Origin of the sequence: uncultured Caballeronia sp. (assembly GCF_964243625.1) — a bacterium.
Lineage (GTDB): Bacteria > Pseudomonadota > Gammaproteobacteria > Burkholderiales > Burkholderiaceae > Caballeronia.
In genome coordinates this window covers 1-1,445 of record NZ_CAXTGZ010000582.1, presented here as the reverse complement: position 1 = coordinate 1,445, position 1,445 = coordinate 1, and the positions used below count along the sequence as shown (strand labels likewise).

Sequence of the window (1,445 nt, the reverse complement as noted above, 5' to 3'; positions counted from 1 at the left end):
GCCGTCCCGGCATCGACGCTCAGCGATCCGCGTGTCAACGCCACGCCCGCCGCCGATGCAATCGCCGCAAAAAGGTACACCGAGCTGAAGCCGAATTCCCCGGCGACATACCCGGCCAGCGGCCCGGTCACGCCCAGCGACAAGTCCAGGAACACCGAATACGCCGATAACGCCGCACCGCGGCTTGCCGGCGGAACGAGTCCGACCGCTTCGACGCCCAACGCCGGGAAGATCAGCGCGAAGCCGAAGCCGGTCAGCGCGGCGCCGGCCAGTGCAAAGGCCGGATCGGCGGCAAGCCAGAGCATCAGCAGGCCCACGCACTCGAACGCGAACGACACGATCGCAACGCGAAAGCCGCCGAAGACCTTGATGGTGTTCGCGAACAGCAATCGCGCGCCGACGAACATCGTGCCGAACACAGTCAGCGAAAGCGCGGCGTTCGGCCAGTTATGCGCAGCGTAGAAAAGGGTGATGAACGTGGCGATGGACCCGAATCCCGCCGATCCCAGCGCGAGCCCCATGCCGTGCGGCAACACGCGGAAGAACACGCTCCGGTAAGACATGCGCTCGCCGTGAACCACCGGCACGGGACCCATGCGCGTGGCGAGCCAGTAGCCGAGGCCGCCGAGCGCGATCACGAACGTTCCCAGCGATGCAAACCCGAGCGTGTGCTCCATCGCCACGCCCAGCGGCGCACCAAGCGCGAGCGCGCCATAAGTGGCGATGCCGTTCCACGAGATCACGCGTCCGCTCTGATTGGGCCCGACCCGTCCGATACCCCACGTGATCGCGCCCGTGCCGACGAGACTCTCGCCAAATCCAAGCACCAGCCGGCTTACGATCAGCAGCGCGAGGCTCACCGAATGCCATTGCTCGGCGAGCGCCGCGCACAGCAACAGCACGCCGCTGATTCCACAGGCGGTCAGTCCGCGCAACACGGTTTGCTTCGGACCGATGCTGTCGGCGGCGCGCCCGGCGAGTGGCCGCGATGCCAGCGTCGCGAAGTACTGCACGCTGATCGCCACGCCCGCCATCACTGAACCATATTCGAGATTCAGATGCACGAAACCCGGCAGCACTGCGAGCGGAATGCCGATGGTCAGGTAACAAATGAACGTGAAAGCGACGACGGCGACAATCCGGCCGGTAATGGCGAGATCGGCGCGTCGGGACAGCGGGGCTTCGGTGGACATTGGGGTAAGTGCGGGGTTGATCTTACTGAAGAAGCGTGATTTTCCCATAGGTTTGGGCACGCCGTGCGACGTAAATAGTATTTCTACGACCGCTTAAGACCCCGGAAGCCCCGTCTCACAAAGGATTGCAGTATTTTCAGATTCGACTGAAAATTTTCGGAAAAATGGAATCGTCGTCCAAAACCGGCATTCTTACCTGTTCTATTTGCGTGGAGGCTGTCCGGTGAGATCCCGGGAGACGTCGCTCATCAG

1 protein-coding gene (running past one end of the window) is annotated in these 1,445 nt (G+C 63.1%); it reads right to left on the bottom strand.

Translation table 11 applies throughout. From position 1 onward, the window contains the following. A protein-coding gene (locus ACFFAR_RS27460) for an MFS transporter (protein WP_375508843.1) crosses the window boundary here: on the bottom strand, positions 1-1,193 show its 5' portion. It extends 88 nt beyond the left edge of the window; the window shows 1,193 of its 1,281 coding nt (coding positions 1-1,193); the start codon lies at positions 1,191-1,193; the stop codon falls past the left edge of the window. Between the last annotated feature and the right edge of the window lie 252 nt (positions 1,194-1,445).